Source organism: Streptomyces sp. NPDC054765 (genome assembly GCF_053612065.1).
Genome location: NZ_JBSHBP010000067.1, coordinates 1 through 26,004 on the forward strand (window position 1 = coordinate 1; position 26,004 = coordinate 26,004).

Below are 26,004 nucleotides of genomic sequence, written 5' to 3' on the forward strand. Positions count from 1 at the left end.
TGGACGAGCGGCTCGGGAAGATCACCTTCTGGACGCTGTTCGTGGGCTTCCACGGCACCTTCCTCGTCCAGCACTGGCTGGGCGCCGAGGGCATGCCGCGGCGTTACGCGGACTACCTCGCGGCCGACGGCTTCACGACGCTGAACACCATCTCGACGATCAGCTCGTTCCTGCTGGGCCTGTCGATCCTGCCGTTCCTCTACAACGTCTGGAAGACCGCCAAGTACGGCGAAAAGATCGAGGTCGACGACCCGTGGGGCTACGGCCGTTCGCTGGAGTGGGCGACGTCCTGCCCGCCCCCGCGGCACAACTTCCTCACCCTGCCGCGTATTCGCTCCGAATCCCCGGCATTCGACCTGCACCACCCGGAGATCGCAGCTCTTGACGCGCTGCACAACGGCCGCGGCACCGAGCACGACAAGGCCCTCGCCGGCGGCAAGGAGGCGGGCAAGTGAAGATCCAGGGCAAGATGTTCATCTGGCTCGCCGTCTTCATCCTCGTCATGGCGATCGTCTATGGCGTCTGGTCGAAGGAGCCCGCGGGCACCACCGCACTGTTCCTCGCCTTCGGCCTGTGCATCATGGTCGGCTACTACCTGGCCTTCACGGCCCGGCGGGTCGACGCGGGTGCCCAGGACAACGAGAACGCCGAGGTCTCGGACGACGCCGGTGAGCTGGGCTTCTTCAGCCCGCACAGCTGGCAGCCGCTGTCCTTGGCGGTCGGTGGCGCGCTCGCCTTCCTGGGCGTCGTCTTCGGCTGGTGGCTGCTCTACTTCTCCCTCCCGGTGATTTTCGTCGGCCTCTTCGGCTGGGTCTTCGAGTACTACCGCGGCGAGAACCGCACGCAGTAACCACGGCACCTCTGCCGTGCGGCGGGCCCGGACACCTCAACAGGTGTCCGGGCCCGCCTCTTTTGGCGGCCGGGAGCAGACCCGTTTGCAGTCCTCCAGCGCGCTGGGACAGGTGATTCTTCATATTTTTGGGGCATGAGTCACAGACCTCGAACCCGGACGGTGCTGAGCTGCGGCCTCCTGCTCGTGCCCCTTGCGGTGAGCGCCACCGCGTGCGGGGGCTCGGATTCGGAAGCGCTCTCCGCCAACCCCTACGACGCGGCCGACCAGATCTCGGCCAACACCCCGGACGGCAGCAAGAAGGCGGACCCCGACAAGCCGCTGGAAATCTCCGTCAAGGGGGACGAAGCGCGGATCACGGACGTGACCGCCCTCGACACCACCGGCCGCTTCGTCCGCGGCGAGCTGAGCGCCGACGGCAGGCACTGGCGCACCACGGCGCCCCTCGCCGCCGGCAGCCGCTACACGGTGCGGGTGAGCACCGAGGAGGAGGACGGTTCGCCCGGCCGCAAGACGCTCGTGGTCAACACCGCGGGCGCCGAGGGCCAGTTGACCGCCGCCTTCGGCCCGAAGGCCGGCGAGTACGGCGTCGGCCAGCCGGTCACCGCCGAGCTGAGCCAGCCGGTCAAGGACCCCAAGGCCCGTGCGGTCGTCGAGAGCGCCCTGAGGGTGGACTCGATGCCGCGGGTCGAAGGCTCCTGGCACTGGGTGGACGACAAGAAACTGCACTTCCGCCCGAAGGAGTACTGGCCCGCGCACGCCACCATCTCGGTGCACAGCAACCTGGCCGGCCTGAAGGTCGCCAAGGGGATCTACGGAGGGTCCTCCAAGCCTGTGAAGCTCACCACCGGCGACCGGGTGGAAGCCATCACCGACGCCGCGGCGCACCACATGACCGTGCTGCGCAACGGTGAGTCGATCAACACCATCCCCGTGACCACCGGCAAGCCCGGCTTCTCCACCCGCAACGGCGTCAAGGTCGTCCTCGGCAAGGAGAGCTTCGTACGGATGCGCAGCTCGACCGTCGGCATCGCCGCCGGGAGCTCGGACTCCTACGATCTGCCGGTCTACTGGGCCACCCGGGTGACCTGGAGCGGGGAGTACGTCCACGCCGCGCCCTGGTCCGTCGGATCGCAGGGCGCGGCGAACGTCAGCCACGGCTGTACGGGCATGTCCACCAGCAACGCCCAGTGGTTCTTCAACACCGTACGGGTCGGCGACATCGTCAAGGTCGTCAACAGCGGCGGAGAGACCATGACGCCGTTCGACAACGGCTTCGGCGACTGGAACATGCCCTGGCAGGAGTGGCGCGACGGCAGCGCGCTCAAGGGCAAGGCCGCCGGGACCACAGGAGCGGCCGCGCGCGCCCAGAACCCCGCCGACGACGCCCGGCTGCGCCCGGAATTCTGAGCGCCGCCCAGCGGGCCGCTCAGGCCTGTACGAGGTGCTTGCGGCGCAGCAGGCCGGCCAGGGCGTCCGCGAAGGCCACCGGGTCCAGCGGATGCGTCACGGCGGCGTCCGCACGGCTCCAGGTCGCCAGCCAGGCGTCCTGGGGGCGGCCGATCAGCAGCAGTACCGGCGGACACCGGAAGATCTCGTCCTTGATCTGCCGGCAGACGCCCATGCCGCCCGCGGGCGCGGTCTCGCCGTCCAGCACGCAGACGTCGATGCCGCCCTGCGCCAGGGCTTCGAGGACGGCCGGTGCGGTGGCGCACTCCAGGATCTCGATCTGCGGGGCATCGGCGGCGGGGCGCCGTCCGGCCGCCAGCCGGACCTGCTCGCGGGTGTGGGCGTTGTCGCTGTAGACCAGCACCGTGGCAGTCGCCTGCATCGTTCCTCCACGCGTTGTAGCGGCACAGCATCGGTGGGGCGGATGCTACTCCCGCGGCGGGTGTCCGCAGGAGGGGTTGGCCGGATCCAAGATCTGCCCGACGGGCCGTCAGGGCGGGGGGCCGGCGGGGTCCGGCGGGCCGCGGCGGGGCCGGTGCGTCCCTCCTTCGAGCGAGCGCTGAAATGGGCCGTACGAGCAGGGCATACGCCCTTGACACACCGAACGGCACCCCCCGGGGTGAGGGCGGGATAAGCGACCGACATAATGTCGGTCGTGGCGACAGCAACGACAGTAGAAACCGGGCACGCGCACCCGTCGGTCAATCGGCCGAACCTCACCAGCGTCGGAACCATCATCTGGCTGAGTTCCGAGCTGATGTTCTTCGCGGCCCTCTTCGCGATGTACTTCACCCTCCGATCGGTGACCGGATCCGCGTATTGGAAGGAATCCGCCAGTGCGCTGAATCTTCCGTTCTCCGCGACCAACACCACGATCCTGGTGCTCAGCTCTCTGACCTGCCAGCTCGGCGTTTTCGCAGCCGAGCGTGGCGACGTCAAGAAGCTCCGCGCCTGGTTCATGGTCACCTTCATCATGGGTGCGATCTTCATCGGTGGTCAGGTCTTCGAGTACACGGAGCTGGTCAAGCACGAGGGCCTGTCGCTCTCGTCCGGCCCGTACGGCTCGGTGTTCTACCTGACCACCGGCTTCCACGGACTGCACGTGACGGGCGGTCTGATCGCCTTCCTGCTGGTCCTGGGCAGGACGTACGCGGCCAAGAGGTTCACCCACACACAGGCCACCGCGGCCATCGTCGTGTCCTACTACTGGCACTTCGTCGATGTCGTCTGGATCGGCCTCTTCGCCACGATCTACCTGATCCGGTAACCGGTATCGGGCCTGATTGCCGGGCCCGCATATCCGACAGACATAGCCAAAGCATCGACGCAGAAGATCCTGACACCGGGGTAATCCGTGAAAAAGCTCTCCGCACGACGGCGCCATCCGCTGGCGGCGCTCGTCGTCCTACTCTTCGCGCTGGCGGTCACTGGGGGGCTGTACGCCGCGTTCGCGCCGGCGGACAAGGCTCAGGCCGATGACACCGCCCAGTCCCTTGCCGTCAAGGAGGGCAAGAAGCTCTTCGCCGTGGGCTGCGCCAGCTGCCACGGCACCGGCGGTCAGGGCACCTCCGACGGCCCGAGCCTGGTCGGCGTCGGCGCCGCAGCCGTGGACTTCCAGGTGGGTACCGGCCGTATGCCGGCCCAGCAGCCCGGCGCCCAGGTGCCGCGGAAGAAGAACATCTACAACAACGCCCAGACCGACCAGCTCGCGGCGTACGTCGCGTCGCTGGGCCCCGGCCCGAGCGTGCCGTCCAAGGAGCAGTACAGCTCCGCCGGCGCCGACATCGGCAAGGGCGGCGAGCTGTTCCGCACCAACTGTGCGCAGTGCCACAACTTCACCGGCAAGGGCGGCGCCCTGACCAACGGCAAGTTCGCACCGACGCTCGAGGGTGTGGACCCGAAGCACATCTACGAGGCCATGGTGACCGGCCCGCAGAACATGCCCTCCTTCGGCGACGGCTCGCTGTCGAAGGAGAACAAGAAGGACATCATCGCGTATCTCGGCGCCGTCAACGGCGATGATTCCGAGAGCCCCGGCGGCCTCGACCTCGGCGGTCTCGGTCCGGTCAGTGAGGGTCTCTTCGGCTACATCTTCGGCCTGGGCGCGCTGATCGCGGTCGCCATCTGGGTCGCAGCCCGGACTACGAAGGCCAAGAAGTCATGAGCGAGACTGGACGACACGAAGACGTGCCAGAAGAAATTCTTCCCGGTGAGCGGGAGACCGCTCACGAAGGTGCGGTGGCCACGGCGGAGAACCCGTTCGCCGACCCGGGCCTGCCGCCCCACGAGCACCGTGCCCAGGACATCGACGAGCGGGCCGCCCGGCGCTCCGAGCGCACCGTGGCGCTGCTGTTCGTGGTGTCGATGGTGGCCACGGTCGCCTTCATCGCCTCGTACGTGGCGATCCCGATCGACAAGATCGTCTACATCTGGCCGATCGGTCACATCAGCGCGCTGAACTTCGCGCTCGGTCTGACGCTCGGTGCCGCGCTCTTCTGCATCGGCGCCGGTGCGGTCCACTGGGCCCGCACGCTGATGTCGGACGAGGAGGTCGCCGACGACCGCCACCCGATCGAGGCCGCCCCTGAGGTCAAGGCCAAGGTCATGGCGGACTTCGCGGCGGGTGCGAAGGAGTCCCAGCTCGGCCGCCGCAAGCTGATCCGCAACACGATGTTCGGTGCGCTGGCCCTGGTGCCGCTCTCCGGTGTCGTCCTGCTGCGTGACCTCGGGCCGCTGCCCGGGACCAAGCTGCGCACGACGAACTGGAAGAAGGGCGTCCGCCTGGTCAACCAGTCGACCAACCTCCCGCTGCGTCCCGAGGACATCGCGGTCGGCTCCCTGACGTTCGCCAAGCCCGAGGGCCTGGAGGAGGACGACGAGGAGTTCGCGGAGAAGATCGCCAAGGACGCCCTGATGCTCGTGCGGATCCAGCCGCAGAACATCAAGGACAAGCACGAACTCTCCTGGTCGCACGAGGGCATCGTGGCGTACTCGAAGATCTGCACCCACGTGGGCTGCCCGATCAGCCTGTACGAGCAGCAGACGCACCACGTGCTCTGCCCCTGCCACCAGTCGACGTTCGACCTCTCTGACGGCGGTCGGGTGATCTTCGGTCCCGCCGGGCACGCCCTGCCGCAGCTGCACATCACGGAGAAGGACGGCTTCCTGGAGGCCGCAAACGGCTTCGAGGAGCCCGTCGGCCCGAGCTTCTGGGAGCGCGGATGAGTAACGAGACAACCGCGACCACCACACGCCGTGGCCAGGCGCCGCGGGGCGAGCGGATCGCGGACTGGGCGGACGGCCGGCTGGGCATCTACAGCCTCGCCAAGTCCAACATGCGCAAGATCTTCCCGGACCACTGGTCCTTCATGCTGGGTGAGGTCGCGCTCTACAGCTTCATCATCATCATCCTGACCGGTGTCTATCTGACGCTGTTCTTCCACCCGAGCATGGCCGAGGTGACCTATCACGGTTCCTATGTGCCCATGCAGGGGATCCGGATGACGCAGGCCTTCGAGTCGACGCTGGACATCAGCTTCGACGTGCGTGGTGGTCTGCTGATCCGCCAGATCCACCACTGGGCCGCGCTGGTGTTCCTGGCCGCGATGATGGTCCACATGATGCGGGTGTTCTTCACCGGCGCCTTCCGCAAGCCGCGCGAGGTCAACTGGCTGTTCGGCTTCCTGCTGTTCGTGCTGGGCATGTTCACCGGCTTCACCGGCTACTCGCTCCCCGACGACCTGCTCTCCGGTACCGGTGTGCGGTTCATCGAGGGCGTCATCCTGGCGATGCCGCTGGTCGGTTCGTACCTGCAGATGTTCATCTTCGGCGGCGAGTTCCCCGGGCACGACATCATCCCGAGGTTCTTCACGGTCCACGTGCTCCTGCTGCCGGGCATCATGCTCGGCCTGCTGGTGGCGCACCTGATCCTGGTCTTCTACCACAAGCACACCCAGTTTCCGGGTGCCGGCAAGACCAACAACAACGTCGTGGGCATGCCGCTGCTGCCGGTCTACATGGCCAAGGCCGGAGGCTTCTTCTTCCTGGTCTTCGGTGTGATCGCCGCGATCGCCGCGATCGCCAGCATCAACCCGGTCTGGGCCATCGGCCCCTACCGGCCCGACCAGGTGTCCACCGGCGCTCAGCCCGACTGGTACATGGGCTTCGCCGAGGGTCTGGTGCGTGTCATGCCGGGCTGGGAGTGGAACTTCTGGGGCCACACCCTCAACCTGGGCGTGCTGATCCCGATCCTGATCTTCCCGCTGGTCCTCGCCGTCATCGCGGTCTACCCGTTCGTCGAGTCCTGGGTCCGCGGCGACAAGCGTGAGCACCACATCCTGGACCGCCCGCGCAATGTGCCCACCCGCACCGGCTTCGGTGTGGCCTGGCTGGTCGCGTACTTCGTGATGCTGATCGGTGGCGGCAACGACCTGTGGGCCACCCACTTCCACCTGTCGCTCAACTCGCTCACCTGGTTCGTCCGGATCGGCTTCTTCGTCCTTCCGGTGCTGTCCTTCATCGCCACCAGGCGGATCTGCCTGGGTCTGCAGCGGCGGGACAAGGACAAGGTGCTGCACGGACGCGAGTCCGGCATCATCAAGCGCCTGCCGCACGGTGAGTTCATCGAGGTCCACGAGCCGCTCGACCAGGAGCAGCTGCACGTCCTCACCCAGCACGAGCAGCCCGCGCCGCTCGAACTCGGCCCGGCGGTCGACGAGAACGGCGTGGAGCGCAAGCTCTCGCGTGCACAGAAGCTGCGGGCCAAGCTCTCCAAGAGCTACTACGGCGAGGACAACGTCATCGCCAAGCCCACGGCCGAGGAGTACAAGGAGATCACCAGCGGCCACGGCCACCACTGATCACCGCGGCGCCTCGTAGCGCACCGTAGCCAGTACGCCACCCAGAGGGCCCCGTCCTTCCCCATCCGCTCGACTCCGCTTCGAGCAGGGGATACCCCATCCGGACGGGGCCCTCCGGCATGCCCGGGGCTCGATAGGGTGGCGGCACAAGCAGGAGAGAAACCAGGAGTGTGGACCATGAACGTTGTGACCCCGGTCGGCGGCGACAGCGTGGCGGCCCACACCTGGCCGGGCGTCCTCAACGCCCTGCTCGACGGTCGTGACCTCACCGCGGACGACACCGCATGGGCGATGGACAAGATCATGCGGGGCGAGGCCGGCGACGCCCAGATCGCCGGCTTCGCGGTGGCGCTGCGGGCCAAGGGCGAGACCGTCGCGGAGATCTCCGGACTGGTGCGCACGATGTACGCGCACGCCCGGCTGATCGAGGTGCCCGGACCGAGCGTGGACATCGTCGGCACCGGCGGCGACGGCGCCAAGACCGTCAATATCTCCACGATGTCCTCGATCGTCGTGGCCGGCACCGGCGCCAGGGTCGTCAAGCACGGCAACCGCGCGGCGTCCTCCGCCAGCGGTGCTTCCGATGTGCTGGAGAAACTCGGCGTCAATCTCGACCTCAGCCCGCAGCGGGTCACCGAGGTCGCCCGGGAAGCGGGCATCACCTTCTGCTTCGCGGTGAAGTTCCACCCCTCGCTGCGGCACGTCGCCAATGCCCGCGGCCAGCTCGGCATCCGGACCACCTTCAACGTGCTGGGGCCGCTGACCAACCCGGCGCGGGTCCGCGCCCAGGCGACCGGCGTCGCGGACGCCCGGATGGCGCCGATCCTGGCCGGGGTGCTCGCCGAGCGCGGCTCCTCCGCGCTGGTCTTCCGCGGCGACGACGGCCTGGACGAGCTGACCACGACCGCGACCTCCCGGGTCTGGATCGTCCGGGACGGCACCGTGCGCGAGGAGTCCTTCGACCCGCGGGACGTCGGAATCCCGCTGGTGCCGGTGGAGGCGCTGCGCGGTGCGGATGCCTCGTACAACGCGGAGGTGGCCCGCCGGGTGCTGGACGGGGAGACCGGCCCGGTGCGCGACGCGGTGCTGCTGAACTCCGCGGCGGCGCTGGTCGCGCTGGAGCCCGCCGACACCTCGCTGGCGGAACAGCTCCGGGCCGGTATCGACAAGGCCGCCGCCTCGATCGACTCCGGGGCGGCCCGGCAGGCACTGGAGCGCTGGGTGACCGCCAGCAACAGCTGAGCGCGCGGTGACGCAGCGTGTGACGCAAGCCCCGGTCCGGTATGCGGACCGGGGCTTGCGCGCGGGTGCCCGTGTGGCATGATTCTGCGCAGGTCACGAGTGACAGCGATGCAGGCCCCGGCCCGCTGTCCGGCAACCCTCCTTCCGTGGCGGGGTGCCCCGGGTGATGACCAGGCCGCAGGCAGCGAGGTCTGCGGCAAGCGCGGATCCCTCGCCAGGGATCCTGGTCCCCGAGGGAGAACTTCCGTGAATCAGCGAATGCGATAGGGCTCGACGGCCCCTTTTCCGCATCCCTTTTTCCTTTTCCGCTGCGATGCCGAGCGGCGCATGTCCGCGCCCCGTCCGCAGCGAATTCGCTTACCTCTTACGGGAGTTCGCCATGTCTGTTTCCGCCGTTGCCGTCGACCGTTCCGTGTGTGCCCCGCTGCCGGTTCTCGGCCGGGACGTCCGGGTCCCGCTCGTGACCGGCGGCGAGGTCGACTACGCCGCGCTGGACTACGCCGCCAGCGCGCCCGCGCTGCAGCGGGTCTGGGACGACGTGGCGGCCTACGCCCCGTACTACGGCAGCGTGCACCGCGGTGCCGGGTACCTCTCGCAGCTGTCCACCGACCTCTTCGAGAACAGCCGCCGGACGATCGCGGAGTTCCTCGGCTGCGGGGCCGAGGACCAGGTCGTCTTCACCCGTTCCACCACCGACTCGCTGAACCTGCTGGCCTCCGCACTCCCGGCGGGCACCCGGGTGTTCGTCTTCGAGACCGAGCATCATGCCTCGCTGCTGCCATGGGAGCAGCGCGCGGACGTCGCGGTGACGTACCTCGATGCCCCGCGCACCCCGCAGCAGGCGGTGGACATCCTGGAGAAGGCGCTGGCCGGACCGGGGGCACCCGCAGCGGTAGCCGGGGGAGAGCCGTACGGGCCGGCGCTGGTCTGTGTGACCGGGGCGTCGAACGTGACCGGTGAGCTGTGGCCGGTGCGGGAGCTGGCGGCCGCCGCGCATGCGCACGGCGCGCGGATCGTGCTGGACGCCGCGCAGCTCGTCCCGCACCACCCCGTGGACATCGCGGACCTGGGCGTCGACTGGGTCGCCTTCTCCGGGCACAAGCTGTACGCGCCGTTCGGCGCCGGAGTGCTGGCCGGCCGCGCCGACTGGCTGCAGGACGCCGCCCCGTATCTGGCCGGCGGCGGCGCCAGCCGCAAGGTCTCCCGGCGGACCGACGGCGGTGTGGACGTCGAGTGGCACACCACCGCCGCCCGGCACGAGGCCGGTTCGCCGAACGTCATCGGCGCCTACGCGATCGCCTCGGCCTGCCAGGCGCTGACCGAGGCCGGATTCGAGGGCCTGGCCGCCCGCGAGCAGGCGCTGATCGCCCGGGTCCGGGAAGGCCTGTCCGAGGTGCCCGAGGTGAACGTGCTCTCGCTCTTCGGCGAGGGCGCGGCACGCGTGGGCGTCCTCTCCTTCGTCGTCGAGGGCTGGAACAGTTCGCACTTCGCCGCGGCGCTGTCGGCGGAGTACGGCATCGGCGTCCGCGACGGACTGTTCTGCGCGCACCCGCTCGTCCGGACCCTGCTGGGCAGCGAGCCGCAGGACCCGGGGGAGTGCGGCGCCCCGGAGGCGGCGCCCGGCGAGAGGTCACTGAACGCCATCCGGGTCAGCTTCGGCGCCGGCACCCCCGACGAACACGTCGAACGTTTTGTGCGGGCCGTCAAGGAACTGGTGGCGAACGGCGCACGCTGGAACTACCACACTGAGGACGGCCGTTGCGTTCCCGCGCGTAGCGCGGGGTGATTCCCACGTTTTTGGCTTTCCCGCCGTGGGGGTTGTTCGCCGTTGCGCCTGGCGGCGGGCGGGGTCCGCTGCGCGGGGCTGTTGGGGTGCGGTGACGGGTCGGAGTGGGTGGGGAGGAAGGTTGGTGGGGGTGCACGTGGGTGGTCTGGTGCTCCTCGTGGATCACATGGAAGGGGTCCTATCGGTGGCCCGCCCCCACTTTCGTTCACTTATCCACTCACGGGAGGGGACGGGCCGGAGGGGTCTGGTGTGGGGACGTAAAGCGAAGCAGTCCCCACACCAGACCCCTCCGGCCCGTCACCGCACCCACAGCCCCGCGCAGCGGACCCGGCCCGCCGCAGGCGCAACGGCGACAAACCCCCACGGCGGGAAAGCCAAAAACGTGGGAAGAAAAAGGGCTACGCGTCGAGCCCAATCGCAAAGGCCGCCTCGAGGTCGTGCTGGGAGTACGTGCGGAACGCGATATGCGTCTCCGTGGCCGTGACGCCCGGCACCTTGCTGATCCGGCCGGGGATGACCTCCGCGAGGTCATCGTGGGCGGCCACCCGCACCATCGCGATCAGGTCGTGGGCCCCGGTGACCGAGTAGACCTCGCTGACCCCTTCCAGCGCGGCGATCTTCTCGGCGATCTCCGGGATCTGGTCCACGTTGGTCTTGATGAGCACGATCGACGTGATCACGGCTGGCTCTCTTTCTCGGTCACCCGGTCATCTCCCCTGGTGGCCCCCACACTATCCCTCCGGTAGCGGGCCCAGGCGTACAGGAAGCCGAGCGCGAAGCCGACGACATGGGCGAGGTAGGCGACACCGGGGCCGCGGGGGTCGTCCTGCGCGGCGTGCCACTGCAGGAAGAACCAGAAGAGCAGCACGATCCAGGCGGGAAAGCGCAGCGGCAGGAAGAACAGGAACGGGAAGACGCTGGTGACCCGGGCCGTGGGGAACAGGAAGAGGAAGGCGCCCAGGATGCCGGAGATCGAGCCGGAGGCGCCCACCAGCGTCTGGCCCGAGGCGGCGTGTGCGGCCGCGTAGCCGAGCAGCGCCAGGTATCCGATGATGAGGTAGAAGGCGGCGAACGGCAGCCGGCCCATGCGCGCCTCGGCCATCCCGCCGAAGACGTACAGAAACAGCATGTTGCCGAGCAGGTGCAGCCAGCTGCCGTGCACGAACAACGCGGTGAGCGGGGTGATCAGCGCCCGTGGCGAACCGCTCCACAGATCCAGCGGGATCACCCCCCACCGCTCGAAGTACGCGGTCTGCGCCTTCAGCAGGGCCTCGCCGCTGCCGTATATCCGGTTCAGACCGGAGGCCGGGCCGATCACGAAGACCGCACAGCACAGGCCGATCAGCACATTCGTCATCCGCGAGAACACCGCGGCCGGCGACCGGGTGGAGCGCGGAGGGCGGGGGAGGAGACCGGACGAGCGGGGAGAACGGGGTGAGGGGGCCGGCGCCGTCATGAGGTGATCATGACTCAATGCGGGCAATCGGGACAGAGCGCCTCGCCGCGTCCCGGCACCCGGGCGGGCCCGCACCGGCCCCCCGTCAGGCCGTAGGGTTGCAGGCAGTACTTTGCGTACTTCCGCGATCCGACGGCGCACCGCGTGAACCACGCAGCAGCACGAGACCGATGAGCACGAAAGAGGACGACACGATGGCTGTTCCCCTGCCGACGGACGGAACCCGGTGGCGCTGCACGCTGTGCGGCAACCTCACGCGGTTCGATGTGACCCGCCGGTCCAAGGTCGTGGAGTACGTCCACCTGGACCTGGCCGGGGCGCCCACGGTGGAGGAGCGCGAGGTCCTCAGTGAGAGCATCGAGTCCGTGCGCTGCCGCTGGTGCAACGCGGTCGACCAGATCGAACTGGTCGACCGTCCGGGCGCGAACGCCTGAGATCGGAGCGATGCAGCCGTGGTGGACCGTCCAGAAGGGGAGCCGGGGGCACAGCGTGACGACGCACCCGAAGGTGCGGCCGACGAAGTGCTCGACCGTCCGCTGCCCGAGGGCGTACGGCGTCGTGTGGTGGCGCTCACCGCGGAGTCCTTCGGCGCGCTGACCCTCGCCGAACTCCCGCCTCCGCTGCGGCAGTACGCCCGGTTCACCCCGACTCGTCGGGCCAAATTCGCCGGAAATGCGATGGCCGCGGCGCTGGAGAGCGATGCGGTCTTCCGGCAGCGGATCGCGGGCAAGCTGCGCGAGGCGCAGCCGGAGCTCGTCGGGGCGCTGGAGCACGGCACCCCGCCCGCGGCCGCCGATCCGCTCGATGTCGCCGCGGCCGCCTATGTGCTGCGTCCCGAGGGCTGGGTCAAACTCGTCGCGGCGGCCGGTGAGGAGGCGCAGCGGGCGCGCGCCGAGCGGGCCGGCGAGGAGGCCGAACGGGAGCTGGCCAGGCTGCGCGAGGAGCTGACGCAGGCGCGTGGCGAGGCCCGTACGGAGGCCGACCGGATCCGGGTGGACCTGGACGCGGTCCGCAAGGAGAACGAGTCGCTGCGGCGCAAGCTGCGCAGCGCGCTGAGCGATGTCAAGCGCGGTGAGGCCGCGGTGCGCAAGGCCGAGGCCGCGATGGCGGAGGTCCGGGACCGGGCGGCCACCGAGAAGGCCACCGCGGACAGCGAGGTGCGCCGGCTCAAGGCCCGGATCGCGGAGGCCGAAACGGCGCTGGAGACCAGCCGGCGTTCCGCCCGCGAGGGCCGCAGTGTCGAGGACATGCGGCTGCGGCTGCTGCTGGACACGGTCCTGGACGCGGCGCAGGGGCTGCGCCGGGAGCTGGCTCTGCCGCCCGCGAGCGTCCACCCCGCGGACACCGTCGAGGCGGTTGCGCCGGGCCGGATGACGCCCAAGGACATCGCGACACGCGCGCTGTCGGAGATGGACCCGGCGCTGCTCGACCAGCTTCTGGCCCTGCCGCAGGCGCATTTGGTGGTGGACGGCTACAACGTCACCAAAACCGGCTATCCGACCATGCCGCTCGACAAGCAGCGGCTGCGGCTGCTAGGCGGTCTCGCGGTGCTGGCGGCGCAGACCGGTGCGGAGATGACCTGTGTCTTCGACGGGGCGGAGCTGGCGGCGCCGGTGCTGCTCGCCCCGCCGCGCGGAGTCCGGGTCCTTTTCAGCAAACCGGGCGTAACGGCCGATGAGTTGATTCGTCAGCTGGTTCGGGCCGAACCGCCCGGCCGTCCGGTCGTCGTGGTCTCCACGGACCGGGAAGTGGCCGACGGTGTGGCGAAGGCCGGAGCGCGGCCGGTCGCATCGGCCTTGCTCCTCAAAAGACTTGCCCGGACCTGACGTGCCGCCCTGCCGGGGCCGCGGGCGGGCGGGAAATCGGTGGCGATTCGTCTCTGAGTGTCAATTGACGCTTACTGCCTGTGCGATGTTGGTAAAGGATGGGGCTCGTGGCGCAGATTTTTCCTCTGAGGATTTGAAGCGATCACAGCTCGGTTACTAAGGTCAGGCCCGAACCTTCATGCAGATGATCATCCAACCGGGATGAACCGTGAAGGAACCGCCGAGTCCGCGGCGTTCACGCGGAGCCGGGGTCTCACCCCCCCCACTTCCCGGTAGGCGGCTGGAGGAAGAAGGAGCTCGCCCCCGTGGCGTCCCACCGTCGACCCAAGCAGCCGAGCCGTACTCGCGTGACCATGCTCACCGCCACCGCCGCGGCGGCCGTCGCCCTTTCGTCCCAGGCCGCCCAGGCCGCCCCTCACCAGTCGAAGAAGGACGTCAAGTCCGAGGTCGACAAGCTCTACTCGCAGGCGGAGCAGGCCACCGAGAAGTACGACGGGGTCAAGGAGCAGCAGGACAAGCTCCAGAAGGAGGTCGACGACCTCCAGGACAAGGTCGCCCGTGGCCAGGGGGACCTCAACCAGCTGCGCAAGGGCCTGGGTGCGGTGGCCTCCGGCCAGTACCGCAGCGGCAGCATCGACCCCTCGGTCCAGCTGTTCCTCTCCGGCAACCCGGACACCTACCTCGAAAAGGCCGCCACGCTCGACCAGTTGAGCGGCAAGCAGGCCGAGCAGCTGAAGACCATCGCGGACAAGCAGCGCCGGCTCGCCCAGGAGCGCGAAGAGGCCGCGAGCAAGATCAAGGACCTCTCCGAGACCCGCAAGGCGCTCGGTGACAAGAAGGACGAGATCAAGGGCAAGCTGGCCAAGGCGCAGGAGCTGCTCAACACCCTGACGGCCAAGGAGCGGGCGGCCATGCAGGCCGACGAGAACCGCGCCAACCGCAGCAACGAGCGGGTCAACCTCGGCGGTGACGTGCCCGCTTCGCAGCGCGGCGCGGCCGCCCTGGCCGCCGCCCAGTCCAAGATAGGTTCGCCGTACGTCTGGGGCGCCACCGGTCCGTCGTCCTTCGACTGCTCGGGTCTGACGTCGTGGGCCTACGCGCAGGCCGGCCAGTCGCTGCCGCGCACCTCCCAGCAGCAGGCCAACGCCGGTACCCGCATCGGCTCACAGAGCGCCCTCAAGCCCGGCGACCTGGTGCTCTTCTACAGCGACCTGCACCACATCGGCCTCTACGCCGGCAACGGCATGGTGCTGCACGCGCCGAAGCCCGGCGCGGCCGTGCGCTACGAGCCGATCGGCAACATGCCGTTCGCCTTCGGCGTGCGGGTCTGAAAAGCCTCACCACCCTCTCAACCTGCCGTCCGAACGGGCGAATTGCGGCTCCGGCCGCTGACCTGCCGCCCCGTCGGTGACCTGCACAGTCACCGACGGGGCGGCTTTTTGTGCCCGAAAGGGCGTCTTTGGCCGGATCGCACCGGCGCCGTTACTGTCTGCCCTCGCAGCATCCGGTTCACCGACCGCCCTCCCGGGGCGGCAGGGGCTTCCCCCAAGCTCTCGGCTGCGCTCGAACAGGGGGGACCCCCATCGGAAGGAGTTCGGCTCTCGTGGTGTCCCACCGCCGTACCTCGCGGCACGGCCAGACCACCCTCGCCGGGGTCACCGTGGTCTCGGCCGCCCTGGCGACCGCGGCCGCCGCGCTGTCGGCACCGGCGGCCTCCGCCGACCCCGCCGCCCCCGTCAGCCACACGGCCGCCGACCGCCACGCGGCGACGGCGCGGGTCGACCACCTCTACGAGCAGGCGGAGCGGGCCACCGAGAAGTTCAACGGCGCGGACGCACGGACCAAGAAGCTGCGGGACCAGGCGGCCGCCCTCCAGGACCGCACCGCGCGCACCCAGGAGCGGGTCAACCGGATGCGCGGCAGGCTGGGCGCGCTGGCGGCCGCCCAGTACCGGGCCGGCGGGATGGACCCCACCGTCGAGCTGATGCTGTCCGAACGGCCCGACAGCTTCCTGGAGAAGGCCTCCGTCCTCGACCGGCTCGGCATCAGCCAGGCCGGCCGGCTGCGCGGTCTGCGGGCCGCGCAGCGCTCCCTGGAGCAGCAGCGCAGGGAGACCGCCGGGAAGCTGGCGGAGCTGGAGGCCGGCCGCAAGGAGGTCGCGCGCCACAAGAAGGACGTCCAGCGCAAGCTGGCCGCGGCCCGGCGGCTGCTGAACGCGCTCCCCAAGGACGCCAGGAAGGCCTACGCACGGGCCTCCAGGAGCGACGGGCGCCATGAGGCGGTCCCGGACCTGCGGGGAGCCGTACCGGCCTCCGGGCGGGCCGCGGCGGCCGTCGCTGCGGTGCGCGCCGCCGTCGGCTCCCCCTACACCTGGGGAGGCAACGGGCCCTCGGCCTTCGACTGCTCCGGACTCACCCAATGGGCCTACGGCCGGGCCGGCGTCTCCCTCCCGCGCACCTCACAGGCCCAGCGCGGCGCCGGCCGGCAGGTGCCGCTCCGCCAGGCACAACCCGGTGACCTGGTCATCTACCGCTCGGACGCCAGCCATGTCGGGATGTACGTCGGCAACGGTCAGGTGGTCCACGCGCCCTATCCCGGCGCCCGGGTCCGCTACGACCCCGTCGGGATGATGCCGATCTCGTCGATCACCCGGCCCTGAGGCCGGGCGCAGCGTTTTTGCCCCGGCCGGGCCGGATCTACGATCGTCCGCATGTCACACCAGTGGGCGGGACGACGGCCGTCGCGGGCCGGGGCGGCGGGCTGCGCGGCCCTGCTCCTCGCGCTGCTCGCCCCGCTGGCCGGCTGTGCGCCCACGACCTCCACACCGGCCCGCTTCCCGGACGTCCAGCGGATGCTCGACGCCCGTGCGTGGGCCGTCCAGCGGCGGGACCCGGCGGGCTTCCTCGCCTCCGTCGACCCGCGGGCCACCGGTTACCGGGACCGTCAGCGCACGATGTTCGCCCGGCTGTCAGGCATGCCGCTGGCCGACTGGCACTACGACCTCGACTCGGCCGGCGCTTTCCCGCTCCCGGCCGGCGAGAGCGGCGCGCACCTGGCCGTGAAGGTGCGGCTGCGCTACCGCTTCCAGGGTTACGACACCTCGCCCGTGCACGCCGTCCAGTACCTGACCTTGACCCGGCGCGACGGCCGCTGGCTGATCTCCTCCGACAGCGACGGCGCGGCGGCGGGCAAGAGCGGCACCCGCCAGCTGTGGGACCAGGGTCCGGTGCGGCTGGTCCGCGGCCGGTACAGCCTGGTCCTGGGCGGCGCCGCGCATCTGGCGCGGCTGACGGACCTGGCGCACCGGGTCGACCAGGCGGTGCCCGCGGTCTCCGCCGCCTGGAAGGGGAAGTGGTCCCGGAAGGTCGTGGTGGAGGCGCCGGACTCGGTCGAGCGGATGGCGCAGCTGATGGGCAGCGACGACGCCTCCGGCTATGCCGGGATCGCGGCGGTCACCACCGGTGAGGCGGGCGTCTCGACGGCCGCGCCGGCGGACCGCGTGATCATCAACCCCGACGCCTACGAGGAGCTCAACGACCTGGGCCGCAGGGTGGTCCTCACCCACGAGACCACCCATGTCGCCACCCGCGCGGTCACCACGGTGGCGACCCCGCTGTGGCTCTCGGAGGGCTTTGCCGACTGGGTCGCCTACCGCGGCAGCCGCCGCAGGCCCACCACCACCGCCCCCGAACTCACCCGTGCCGTCGCCCGGGGCAAGGTCCCCGCCCGTCTGCCCACCGACGAGGACTTCGGCTTCACGGCCGGCGCGGACCGGCTGGCCAAGGCATACGAGGGCAGCTGGCTGGCCTGCCGGATGATCGCCGGCAAGTGGGGCGAGGCCAAGCTGATCGCCTTCTACCGGGCGGCGGGCAAGGGCGCGATACGCACCTCGTCGGTGAGCACGGGGGCACCGATGGAGGCGGCCACGGCGGCCGCCGCGGGCTCCCGGCCCACCTCACAGGCGGCCGGCGCCGGGCACCGGCCGGCCGCCCGCGCCGACCGGACGGACGGCGCACTACGCTCCCAACTGGGCGTCGGGCTCGCGGAGTTCACCCGGCAGTGGCGGGCTTATGTGCGGGCGCAGCTGCGGCGGTGAGGCGTGGGCGGGTGCCCGCCGGCCGGCGGGGCTGCGCGGGCGTGCCGGTGTCCCGTACGCGGGGCGGCGCCCCGCGGCGGTGGGACATGACGGCTCACCGGCCCGGGGGCGGCGGCCCGTCGGCCGGTGCCTGCGGGGCGGGGCCGGTCAGCTGCCCGGCAGCGGCGGCGGTCTCGGCCGGCCGGCGTGCGCTCACCGCGGCGACGGGCCCGCTGTGTCCGCGCCCGGTGCCGCGCGTCGAGACCCACAGCCGGCGGCAGGCGAGCAGCGACGCGGCCACCAGCAGCCCGTTGCGTACGGCCAGCACCGCGACGGCCTGCGGATCGCTCGCCACGACATGCGCGAACCAGACGGGGAACTCCAGCAGGGTGAGCCCCGTGGCGAGCAGCACCAGCACCGCCGGCAGCGTCTGCCGGCCGGCCCGCAGGGTCGTGCACACCGCGGCGAGCCCCACCAGCCAGAGCATGTACTGCGGGCTGATCACCCGGCTGGTGGTCGTGAGGAGCAGGGTGGCGGTGAAGGCGGCGTCACACAGCGTCGCGGGGCCCAGCTCCCGGGCGCGCACCCGCCACAGGAACAGCCAGCCCGCGGCGGCGAGGCTCAGGGTGAGCGCCAGGGTGCTGACGAACGGGACGCCCGGCCCGAGGAACTCCAGCGAGCCGTAGTGCAGCAGCACCTGCCCGTCCCAGCCGTAGTGGCGGGCGACATGGAAGACCAGCGCGCCGAGTGACTCGACCTCCGTACCGCGGTCGCGCTGGAAGGTGAGGAAGGCCAGTGCGCCCGGTGCGGCGGCCACGAAGAACAGGGTCAGCCCGGCCGCGGTGCCGGCCGCGCTCCACCACAGGGCGCGTGCCCGGCGGCCGCGCACCGCCGCCCCCGTCAGCAGCAGTACGGGCCAGACCTTCAGCAGCGCGCCGAAGGCGACCAGCGCACCCGCCACCCGCGGCCGGCGGGCGGCCGCGAACAGCGCGGCGGCGGCGACCGCGACGACCATCAGGTCATAGCGGGCGTACGCGGTCGGGCCCAGCAGCGCCACGCCCGCGATCCACACCCAGGCCCCCGCCGGGCGGTGGCCCGGCCGCCGGCCGGCCCGCAGGAAGAGCGCCAGCGCCGCCGCGTCCGTGAGCAGGACCAGGGTGAAGAATGCCGGGGCGTAGTCCAGGAACGGCAGCAGACCGGGGGAGAGGATCGCGAGCGCGGCGGCCGGCGGGTACTGCCAGGTCACGTCGTCCAGCGGGAAGGTGCCGGTCTTCAGGACCTCGAACCAGCCGTGGTAGATCACCGAGACATCGGTGGCGACATCCGGACCCGGCAGCACCAGCACCCTCAGGACGCACAGCAGGACCACGGCCCGGGTCACGGCCCAGACCGCGACCGGGAGCCCTACCCCGCGTGCCCTGCCGATGCTGCTCATGGTCACCTCGCCGTTCCCCGGTCGTCGTCCGCCGGCGCCGTCCGCGGCCCCGGGGACACTGTTCCCTGCCCACCGCGTCCCGCTCGTGCTGCCTGCATGACGGCGGTCGTGGCTGGTCACGACCGTAGACGAGAGACGGGCGGGGCGGGGCGGGCAGCCCCCGGCCGCCCGCCGCCCGGTACTGTCGGGCCCGAACCGCCGAGACCGACCGCCGAGAGACCATCGTGCACAAGACCTTGATCGTCACGAACGACTTCCCGCCCCGGCCCGGCGGCATCCAGGCCTTCCTGCACAGCATGGCGCTGCGCCTGGAGCCCTCCCAGGTCGTCGTCTACGCCTCGACCTGGAAACGCGGCGCGGAAGGTCTCGCGGCCACCGCCGCCTTCGACGCCGAACAGCCGTTCCCGGTGGTCCGGGACCGTACGACGATGCTGCTGCCCACCCCGCGGGTGACCCGGCGGGCCACCGGGCTGCTGCGCGAACACGGCTGCTCGTCCGTATGGTTCGGCGCGGCGGCCCCCCTCGGGCTGATGGCGCCCGCACTCCGCTCGGCCGGTGCGCGCCGCATCGTGGCGACCACGCACGGCCACGAGGCGGGCTGGGCCCAGCTGCCGGCCGCCCGCCGGCTGCTGCGCCGGATCGGCGAGGGCACCGACACGCTCACCTACCTCGGCGAGTACACCCGCTCGCGGATCGCCGGCGCGCTCACCGAGGCGGCCGCCCGGCGGATGGTGCAGCTCCCGCCCGGCGTCGACGAGAAGACCTTCCACCCCGGTTCGGGGGGCGACGCCGTACGGGCCGCGCTCGGGCTCACCGGCCGGCCGGTGGTGGTGTGCGTCTCGCGGCTCGTCCCGCGCAAGGGCCAGGACACCCTGATCGAGGCGATGCCGGCCATCGTGTCGGCGGTGCCCGACGCCGTCCTGCTGATCGTCGGCGGCGGCCCGTACGAGAAGGAACTGCACGCGCTGGCCCTGGAGAAGGGCGTAGGGGACTCGGTGCGCTTCACCGGCGCGGTCCCGTGGGAGGAGCTGCCGGCCCATTTCGGCGCCGGCGATGTCTTTGCGATGCCCTGCCGCACCCGCCGCGGCGGGCTCGACGTCGAGGGTCTCGGCATCGTCTACCTGGAGGCCTCCGCCACCGGACTCCCGGTGGTGGCGGGCGACTCGGGCGGCGCCCCCGACGCCGTCCTGGACGGCGAGACGGGCTGGGTCGTCCCCGGCGGCTCCCCGGCCCCCACCGCCGAGCGCATCGTGGCCCTGCTCCAGGACCCCGCCCTGCGCCGCGCCATGGGCGAACGCGGCCGCGCCTGGGTGGCGGAGAAGTGGCGCTGGGACCTGCTCGCGGAACGGCTGAAGGAACTGCTGTAGGAATGACGGAACAGCTGTAGGAACGACGGAACGGCTGAAGGAACCGCTGTAGGCACGAGGGAGCTGCTGTAGGAACGACGGAACGGCGTGCGGCGGTTCCGCTTCCCGCCACGGCAAACCGCCGCCGTGGCGAGCGGCCACGACGCCGGATTCGGGCGGCAGCGGTCCGGCGCCGGCGGTCCGGCCCCGGCGCGGGCCGGAGCCCGCTACGCGCGGTAGAGCGTCTCGATATCCTCCGCGAAGTCCTTCGCCACCACGTTCCGCTTGAGCTTCAGCGACGGGGTGACATGGCCCGACTCCTCGGTGAACTGGGTCGGCAGGATACGGAACTTGCGCACCGACTCGGCCTTGGAGACCGCGGCGTTGCCGTCGTCGACGGCGCGCTGGACGGCGGCCAGCAGCTCCGGGTCATCGGCGATCCGGGACGGCGTCACGTCGGCCGGGTGGCCGTGCTCCTCGGCCCAGCGCGGCAGGAACTCCTCGTCGAGGGTGACCAGCGCGCCGATGAACGGCCGGCCGTCGCCGACGACCATGCACTCGGCGATCAGGGCGTGTGCCCGGATACGGTCCTCGATCACGGCGGGGGCGACGTTCTTGCCGCCCGCGGTGACCAGGATTTCCTTCTTGCGGCCGGTGATGGCGAGGTAGCCGTCCTCGTCGAGGGTGCCGATGTCGCCGGTGTGGAACCAGCCGTCGGACAGCGCCTCCTTGGTGGCCGACGGGTTGTTCCAGTACTCGGTGAAGAGGTGCTCGCCGTGCAGCAGCACCTCGCCGTCGTCGGCGATCCGCACCACCGAGCCGGGCAGTGGCTGGCCGACCGTGCCGATCTTCTGCCGGTCCCAGGGGTTGAAGGCGGTCGCCGCACAGGACTCGGTCAGGCCGTAGCCCTCCAGGGCGGTGAAGCCGATGCCGCGGTAGAAGTGGCCGAGGCGCTCACCGAGCGGCGCGCCGCCGGAGATGGCGTGCGTGGCGCGGCCGCCGAGGACGGCGCGCAGCTTGCTGTAGACCAGCCGGTCGAAGACCTTGTACTTCACCTTCAGGCCGAACGCCGGGCCCTGGGGGGTGTCCAGCGCGCGGCTGTAGGCGATCGCGGTGTCCGCCGCCTTGTCGAAGACCTTGCCCTTGCCGTCGGCCTGCGCCTTGGCCCGCGCCGAGTTGTAGACCTTCTCGAAGACCCGGGGCACGCCCAGGACCAGCGTCGGCTGGAAGGAGGCGAGGTCCTCGGTGAGGTTCTTGATGTCGGGGGCGTGGCCCAGCTTGATGGGGGCCATCACCGCGGCGATCTGCACCAGCCGGCCGAAGACGTGCGCGATGGGGAGGAAGAGCAGCACCGAGGAGTCGCCGGTACGGAACAGCGGCCGCTGTCGCTCGACGATGTTGCCGCACTCCGCGAAGAAGCTGCGGTGGCTGAGCACACAGCCCTTGGGGCGGCCGGTGGTGCCGGAGGTGTAGATGATGGTGGCCGGCGCGTCCGCATCGGCGAGCGCACTGCGCGCATCCACCTCCGCGTCGGTGACGGCGGCGCCCGCGGCCCGCAGCCGGGCGATGGCGTCCCGCTCGATCTGCCAGATGTTCTCCAGGTCCGGCAGCCGGTCGCGGACCGACTCGACGGTCGCCTCGTGGGCGGGGGACTCCACCAGGCAGGCCACCGCGCCGGAGTCGCCGAGGATCCACTGGATCTGCTCGGCCGAACTGGTCTCGTACACCGGGACGGTGATGGCGCCGGCGCTCCAGATGGCGAAGTCCAGCAGCGTCCATTCGTAGCGCGTGCGCGACATCAGGCCGACCCGGTCACCGGGCTGGACTCCGGAAGCGATCAGACCCTTGGCGGCGGCGCGCACCTCGGCGAGGAAGGTGGCGGCGGTGACGTCCTGCCACACCCCGTTCACCTTGCGTCCCATGACGGCAACATCCGGGTGCTGCGCGGCATTTCGGCGGATAAGATCCGTCAGATTGCCGTCCGCGGGGACCTCGTACAGGGCCGGAAGGCTGAACTCGCGCAAGACTGCTGCTCCTCAAAAGCGCCGGCGCCACGACGCTGTGTGTACACCGGCGGCGGTCCATGATCATGCAGGGGGGAGGTTGGACTGCCCGGACGTTACCCATGGGTATTGCGTTGGGGATAGAGGGGAAAGGTAGATGTTCGATGCGTCACACGCGACGGGACGCGCCATGGGGACTGTCCCGCGCAGACTAGACCAGCGGGTCGGCGACCCGAAAGTAACCCCAGGTCCCGGGCCCCCTCCCGGTGCCCGGCCGGGAGATCTAGGGTGACGCCATGCGCGTGCATGTGGTCAGTGACGTACACGGCAACAGCCGGGACCTGGCGGCGGCCGGAGCCGGGGCCGACGCCCTGCTCTGCCTGGGTGACCTGGTCCTCTTCCTCGATTACGCCGACCATTCGCGTGGCATCTTCCCCGACCTCTTCGGCGTCGCGAACGCCGACGCGCTGGTCGAACTGCGCACCGCCCGCCGCTTCGAGGAGGCCCGCGCACTGGGCCGCGGACTGTGGGCCGAGCTCGACCGCACGGGCGTGAGCCGCGAGTCGGTCATCGAGGGCGCGGTCCGCAAGCAGTACGCCGAACTCTTCGCGGCCTTCCCCACCCCCACGTACGCCACCTACGGCAACGTCGACATCCCGCGTCTGTGGTCCGAGTACGCCGGCCCCGGCACCACCGTTCTGGACGGCCAGCGGGTGGAGCTCGGCGGCCGGGTCTTCGGGTTCGTCGGCGGCGGGCTGACGACACAGATGTCCACCCCGTACGAGATCAGCGACGAGGAGTACGCCGCCAAGGTCGAGGCGGTCGGCGAGGTGGACGTGCTGTGCACCCATATCCCGCCCGACGTCCCCGAGCTCTGCTACGACACCGTCGCCCGCCGCTTCGAGCGCGGCAGCGCGGCCCTGCTGCACGCCATCCGCACCACCCGGCCGCGCTACGCCCTCTTCGGCCATGTGCACCAGCCGCTTGCCCGGCGGACCCGGATCGACGGCACGGAATGCATCAATGTCGGCCATTTCAATGCGACCGGGACCCCCTATGTCATGGAGTGGTGAGCCCGGACTCCTCCGGTCGTGAGCCGGGTGGCGAGCGGCCCGCGGACGTCCGGGCCCGTCGTACCGGGCCTGCTGGTGTCCGCCCGCAGGTTTCCGCGCGGTAGCCTCAGAGCCTGTAGCAGCACAGACACCGCGTAATGGGGTCTCCCCGGCTCATGGGGGTGCCCCCGCTCGGGCGAAGCCGAGAGCGGGGGCGGAGCTGAGAGCCCGGGGAAGTCGGCGGACCGGCATGAATCGGCATGGAGGAGTCACGGCGATGGCCGAACACACCAGCTCGAGCATCACGATCGAGGCGGCACCCGCCGAGGTGATGGGAGTGATCGCCGACTTCGACCGCTATCCGGAATGGACCGGCGAGGTCAAAGAGGCAGAGGTGCTCGCCAAGGACGACCGCGGCCGCGCCGCGCAGGTGCGCCTGCTGCTGGACGCCGGCGCGATCAAGGACGACCACACCCTCGCCTACAGCTGGACCGGCGACAACGAGGTCAGCTGGTCCCTGGTCAAGTCCCAGATGCTGCGCGCCCTCGACGGCTCCTACCGCCTCGCCGCGCTCGGCGGCGGCGCCCGCACCGAGGTGACGTACCAGCTCACCGTCGACGTCAAGATCCCGATGCTCGGCATGATCAAGCGCAAGGCCGAGAAGGTCATCATCGACCGTGCGCTGGCCGGGCTGAAGAAGCGCGTGGAGAGCGGCCACGACGCCGGGCCCGCCGACGCGGCCGGGTCGGCCGACGAGGCCGGTTCCGCCGACGAGGCCAAGAAGCTCTGAGCGTGCGCCTCGTCCTCGTCACCGGTCCGGGCGGCGCGGGCCGCACCACGCTCGCCGCCGCCACGGCCCTGGCCGGAGCCCGTCGGGGCGCGCGGGCCCTTCTGCTCACCACCGGGAGCAGCGCTCCCGAAACGGTGCTGGGCACGTCCCTCGGCGCCGGCACACCCACCCCGATAGCGCCGGGGCTGCACGCCCTGCGGATCGACGCCGGCGACCGCTTCCGGCAGGAGTTCCTCGCCTTCCAGGAGCGGGCCGGCGCGGCCTTCGACCTGCTCGGCGCCAGCCCCCTCGACGAGGACGAACTCACCGAACTCCCCGGCTCCGAGGACTTCGCGCTGCTGCACGCCCTGCGCGCCGAACACGCCTCGGGCGACTGGGACATGGTCGTCGTCGACATGCCCTCGGCAGCCGAAACGATCAGGCTGCTCGCCCTGCCGGCCCAGGTGCGCCGCTATCTGCGCCGTCTGCTGCCGCCCGAGCGCCAGGCGTCCCGCGCGCTGCGCCCGGTGCTGGCCCAGCTCGCCGGCGTCCCGATGCCGGCCCAGAAGCTCTACGACGCCGCCGAGCGCTGGGAGAGCGAACTCGCCGCCGTCCAGCGGACGATCGACGACCCCGGCACGTCCGTACGCCTGGTCACCGACGCCGGCCCGGTCGCCGTCGCCACCCTGCGCACCCTCCGCGCCGGACTCGCGCTGCACGGCCGGCGCACCGACGGCGTGGTCGTCAACCGGCTGCTGCCCACCGGCTCGGCGGACCCGTTCCTCGCCGCGCTCTCCGGCAGCCAGCAGACCGCCCTCAAGGCGCTGCGCGAGGAGTTCCCCGACGTCCCCGTCCACGAGGTGCCGCACCTGGGCCGCGACCCGCAGGGCGTCGACGAGCTCGACGAGTTGCTCGACGGGCCGGCCGGCGGGATCGACGCGGAGGGACCCGTCGACGCGGACCGCCCCGACCCCTGGACCGTCGAGGACCGGCTGGCCACCGACGGCATCCTCGTCTGGCGGGTGCCGCTGCCCGGCGCCGAACGAAGGGGCCTCGGCCTGGTGCGCCGCGGCGACGAGATCGTGGTCACCGTCGGCCGCTTCCGGCGGATCCGTACGCTCCCCTCCGCGCTGCGCCGCTGCACCGTCTCCGGCGCCGGACTGCGCGACGGCGCCCTGGAGATCCGCTTCACGCCCGATCCGGACCTGTGGCCCAAGAGCGACTGAACGCGGCAGCACCCTTCGGGTACCGTCGGGAGTGGGCCCCGTTCCGGCGTGCCCGTCCCGCACCCCTTCGCCGTACCGCCTCGCCGCAGGAGTCACGGAGTTCCTCATGAGTGATGCCACCGAGCGCCCCGCCGACCGCAGGGCCGAGCCCGATGCCGACGCCTGGGCGACCGCCTGCGCCGAGGATCTCGCGGCCGAGAAGGCCCGGCACCGCGCCGCTCACGGTCCGCAGCCGGGCAGCGCCGCGGAGGAGCTGCGCAAGCTCGCCGACGCGGTGACCGACAAGCTCGCCGGCATCCAGCTGCCCGGCGCGCTGGGCGGCATCGCCGCGCAGGGTGCCGTCAGCCAGCTGTTCAAGCAGGCCAAGGCCGCCGTCGAGCCGGTCATCGAGCGCAACCCCGACCTCTTCGACCACCTCGCCGCGGCCGGCTCCGAGCTGCTCGCCGCCTACCGCTCCGCCGTCGAGAGCGGCGAGCGCCGCTGGACCCGCGACGACCTCGACGACGGGCCCGCCGCCCGCCGCGACGACGATCCCCGCGACGACGACGGCCCCGCCGGCACGGAGCGCATCGACCTCGACTGAGCCCCGGGCCCCGCACCACCGGGGCGGCCGCCCGGGTCCGCCACGTG

Annotated in this window: 24 protein-coding genes and 1 riboswitch; of the genes, 19 read left to right on the forward strand and 5 right to left on the reverse strand. The window is 71.2% G+C overall.

The genetic code is table 11. The features are described 5' to 3' along the window. The 3 genes from ACWGJY_RS30700 to ACWGJY_RS30710 all read left to right on the forward strand — a co-directional run. A partial coding sequence (locus tag ACWGJY_RS30700; RefSeq protein ID WP_453264126.1) for a cbb3-type cytochrome c oxidase subunit I occupies positions 1-455 on the forward strand: 455 nt, incomplete at its 5' end. After that, on the forward strand, positions 452-850 hold the full coding sequence (locus ACWGJY_RS30705) for a cytochrome c oxidase subunit 4 (RefSeq protein WP_453264127.1): 399 nt from the start codon (positions 452-454) through the stop codon (positions 848-850). The genes ACWGJY_RS30700 and ACWGJY_RS30705, both read left to right, overlap by 4 nt. A gap of 135 nt (positions 851-985) precedes the next feature. Beyond that, positions 986-2,260: an Ig-like domain-containing protein gene (locus ACWGJY_RS30710; RefSeq protein WP_453264128.1), complete on the forward strand. Its 1,275-nt coding sequence runs from the start codon at positions 986-988 to the stop codon at positions 2,258-2,260. A 19-nt stretch (positions 2,261-2,279) separates the two neighbouring features. Here ACWGJY_RS30710 and ACWGJY_RS30715 read toward each other — a convergent pair whose 3' ends face one another. After that, a complete protein-coding gene (locus ACWGJY_RS30715; RefSeq protein ID WP_453264129.1) occupies positions 2,280-2,681 on the reverse strand; it encodes a hypothetical protein in 402 nt (133 codons plus the stop codon). 264 nt (positions 2,682-2,945) lie between these two features. On the opposite strand from ACWGJY_RS30715, the gene ctaE reads away from it, so the two are divergent. From ctaE to ACWGJY_RS30745, 6 genes are all read left to right on the forward strand, one after another. Then, the gene (gene ctaE / locus ACWGJY_RS30720) at positions 2,946-3,566 is read left to right on the forward strand and encodes an aa3-type cytochrome oxidase subunit III (RefSeq protein WP_453264130.1); all 621 of its coding nucleotides are present in this window, start codon (positions 2,946-2,948) and stop codon (positions 3,564-3,566) included. 87 nt (positions 3,567-3,653) lie between these two features. Next, positions 3,654-4,463, forward strand: a complete 810-nt coding sequence (gene qcrC, locus ACWGJY_RS30725; protein ID WP_453264131.1) for a cytochrome bc1 complex diheme cytochrome c subunit — start codon at positions 3,654-3,656, stop codon at positions 4,461-4,463. Continuing rightward, positions 4,460-5,524: a cytochrome bc1 complex Rieske iron-sulfur subunit gene (gene qcrA, locus ACWGJY_RS30730; protein ID WP_453264132.1), complete on the forward strand. Its 1,065-nt coding sequence runs from the start codon at positions 4,460-4,462 to the stop codon at positions 5,522-5,524. The genes qcrC and qcrA overlap by 4 nt, the downstream gene beginning before the upstream one ends. Continuing rightward, positions 5,521-7,158: a cytochrome bc1 complex cytochrome b subunit gene (gene qcrB / locus ACWGJY_RS30735; protein ID WP_453264133.1), complete on the forward strand. Its 1,638-nt coding sequence runs from the start codon at positions 5,521-5,523 to the stop codon at positions 7,156-7,158. The genes qcrA and qcrB overlap by 4 nt, the downstream gene beginning before the upstream one ends. A gap of 177 nt (positions 7,159-7,335) precedes the next feature. Next, a complete protein-coding gene (gene trpD, locus ACWGJY_RS30740) occupies positions 7,336-8,400 on the forward strand; it encodes an anthranilate phosphoribosyltransferase (RefSeq protein WP_453264134.1) in 1,065 nt (354 codons plus the stop codon). Between the two features lie 91 nt (positions 8,401-8,491). Next, positions 8,492-8,609, forward strand: a riboswitch (SAM riboswitch). 170 nt (positions 8,610-8,779) lie between these two features. Beyond that, positions 8,780-10,186, forward strand: a complete 1,407-nt coding sequence (locus ACWGJY_RS30745) for an aminotransferase class V-fold PLP-dependent enzyme (RefSeq protein WP_453264135.1) — start codon at positions 8,780-8,782, stop codon at positions 10,184-10,186. Between the two features lie 398 nt (positions 10,187-10,584). Here the strand turns inward: ACWGJY_RS30745 and ACWGJY_RS30750 are convergent, their stop codons facing one another. Both ACWGJY_RS30750 and ACWGJY_RS30755 read right to left on the reverse strand, forming a co-directional pair. Then, complete coding sequence (locus tag ACWGJY_RS30750; RefSeq protein WP_453264136.1) at positions 10,585-10,866, reverse strand: Lrp/AsnC family transcriptional regulator; 282 nt, start codon at positions 10,864-10,866, stop codon at positions 10,585-10,587. Next, positions 10,863-11,543 (reverse strand): rhomboid family intramembrane serine protease, encoded by a 681-nt coding sequence (locus ACWGJY_RS30755; protein ID WP_453264137.1) that lies wholly within the window; start codon positions 11,541-11,543, stop codon positions 10,863-10,865. Before ACWGJY_RS30755 ends, ACWGJY_RS30750 begins: the two co-directional genes overlap by 4 nt. A gap of 293 nt (positions 11,544-11,836) precedes the next feature. Here ACWGJY_RS30755 and ACWGJY_RS30760 point away from each other — a divergent pair, with 293 nt between their 5' ends. From ACWGJY_RS30760 to ACWGJY_RS30780, 5 genes are all read left to right on the forward strand, one after another. Then, positions 11,837-12,076, forward strand: a complete 240-nt coding sequence (locus tag ACWGJY_RS30760; RefSeq protein ID WP_030086623.1) for a hypothetical protein — start codon at positions 11,837-11,839, stop codon at positions 12,074-12,076. Between the two features lie 18 nt (positions 12,077-12,094). Then, positions 12,095-13,468: an NYN domain-containing protein gene (locus tag ACWGJY_RS30765; protein ID WP_453264138.1), complete on the forward strand. Its 1,374-nt coding sequence runs from the start codon at positions 12,095-12,097 to the stop codon at positions 13,466-13,468. A 305-nt stretch (positions 13,469-13,773) separates the two neighbouring features. Continuing rightward, positions 13,774-14,799 carry an NlpC/P60 family protein gene (locus tag ACWGJY_RS30770; RefSeq protein ID WP_453264139.1) on the forward strand — a complete coding sequence of 342 codons (1,026 nt, stop codon included), beginning with the start codon at positions 13,774-13,776 and terminating at the stop codon, positions 14,797-14,799. A gap of 272 nt (positions 14,800-15,071) precedes the next feature. Then, positions 15,072-16,127: an NlpC/P60 family protein gene (locus tag ACWGJY_RS30775; protein ID WP_453264140.1), complete on the forward strand. Its 1,056-nt coding sequence runs from the start codon at positions 15,072-15,074 to the stop codon at positions 16,125-16,127. Between the two features lie 51 nt (positions 16,128-16,178). After that, positions 16,179-17,564 (forward strand): hypothetical protein, encoded by a 1,386-nt coding sequence (locus ACWGJY_RS30780; protein WP_453264141.1) that lies wholly within the window; start codon positions 16,179-16,181, stop codon positions 17,562-17,564. A gap of 94 nt (positions 17,565-17,658) precedes the next feature. Here ACWGJY_RS30780 and ACWGJY_RS30785 read toward each other — a convergent pair whose 3' ends face one another. Continuing rightward, positions 17,659-18,978, reverse strand: a complete 1,320-nt coding sequence (locus tag ACWGJY_RS30785) for a glycosyltransferase 87 family protein (RefSeq protein ID WP_453264142.1) — start codon at positions 18,976-18,978, stop codon at positions 17,659-17,661. Positions 18,979-19,202: 224 nt separating this feature from the next. Here ACWGJY_RS30785 and ACWGJY_RS30790 point away from each other — a divergent pair, with 224 nt between their 5' ends. After that, on the forward strand, positions 19,203-20,345 hold the full coding sequence (locus tag ACWGJY_RS30790; RefSeq protein ID WP_453264143.1) for a glycosyltransferase family 4 protein: 1,143 nt from the start codon (positions 19,203-19,205) through the stop codon (positions 20,343-20,345). 206 nt (positions 20,346-20,551) lie between these two features. Here the strand turns inward: ACWGJY_RS30790 and ACWGJY_RS30795 are convergent, their stop codons facing one another. Next, positions 20,552-22,348 carry an AMP-dependent synthetase/ligase gene (locus ACWGJY_RS30795; RefSeq protein ID WP_453264144.1) on the reverse strand — a complete coding sequence of 599 codons (1,797 nt, stop codon included), beginning with the start codon at positions 22,346-22,348 and terminating at the stop codon, positions 20,552-20,554. Between the two features lie 275 nt (positions 22,349-22,623). On the opposite strand from ACWGJY_RS30795, the gene ACWGJY_RS30800 reads away from it, so the two are divergent. The 4 genes from ACWGJY_RS30800 (at position 22,624) to ACWGJY_RS30815 (ending at position 25,957) form a co-directional block, all read left to right on the forward strand. Next, a complete protein-coding gene (locus tag ACWGJY_RS30800; protein WP_453264145.1) occupies positions 22,624-23,400 on the forward strand; it encodes a metallophosphoesterase family protein in 777 nt (258 codons plus the stop codon). Between the two features lie 256 nt (positions 23,401-23,656). Next, positions 23,657-24,169 (forward strand): SRPBCC family protein, encoded by a 513-nt coding sequence (locus tag ACWGJY_RS30805; RefSeq protein WP_453264146.1) that lies wholly within the window; start codon positions 23,657-23,659, stop codon positions 24,167-24,169. A gap of 2 nt (positions 24,170-24,171) precedes the next feature. Beyond that, positions 24,172-25,374 carry an ArsA family ATPase gene (locus ACWGJY_RS30810; RefSeq protein ID WP_453264147.1) on the forward strand — a complete coding sequence of 401 codons (1,203 nt, stop codon included), beginning with the start codon at positions 24,172-24,174 and terminating at the stop codon, positions 25,372-25,374. A gap of 106 nt (positions 25,375-25,480) precedes the next feature. Beyond that, positions 25,481-25,957 (forward strand): DUF5304 domain-containing protein, encoded by a 477-nt coding sequence (locus ACWGJY_RS30815; RefSeq protein ID WP_453264148.1) that lies wholly within the window; start codon positions 25,481-25,483, stop codon positions 25,955-25,957. The last annotated feature ends 47 nt before the right edge of the window (positions 25,958-26,004 follow it).